Here is a 276-nt window from a genome sequence, read left to right on the forward strand (position 1 = left end):
CACAGGCAGCTGGCCGGCTGCCGGCGGGGCAAAAGCAGCTGCCACAAGTCCAGCTCTTCGGTAAAAGTCTGGTTGCAAAACAGACACAGGCTCATCTGCGGTTCATCTCCTTGATTTCCTTGACCGCGGCCCGGATCTGCCGGCTGTAGCGACGGTAGCAAAACAGGACCAGGCCGCCGGGATCATGGCGGTCGCGGCCGACCCGGCCGGCAATCTGCACCAGGCTGGCCGCCGTGTAGATCTCATCGTCAGCGGCCACGATAATCACCCAGACGT

1 pseudogene is annotated in these 276 nt (G+C 62.7%); it reads right to left on the reverse strand.

What is annotated here, in order from left to right:
• Window positions 1–91 precede the first annotated feature (91 nt).
• Window positions 92–276, reverse strand: a pseudogene (locus tag lacNas_RS00295) (DNA/RNA helicase); the annotation flags it as partial.

The organism is Lactobacillus nasalidis (genome assembly GCF_016587775.1).
Lineage (GTDB): Bacteria > Bacillota > Bacilli > Lactobacillales > Lactobacillaceae > Lactobacillus > Lactobacillus nasalidis.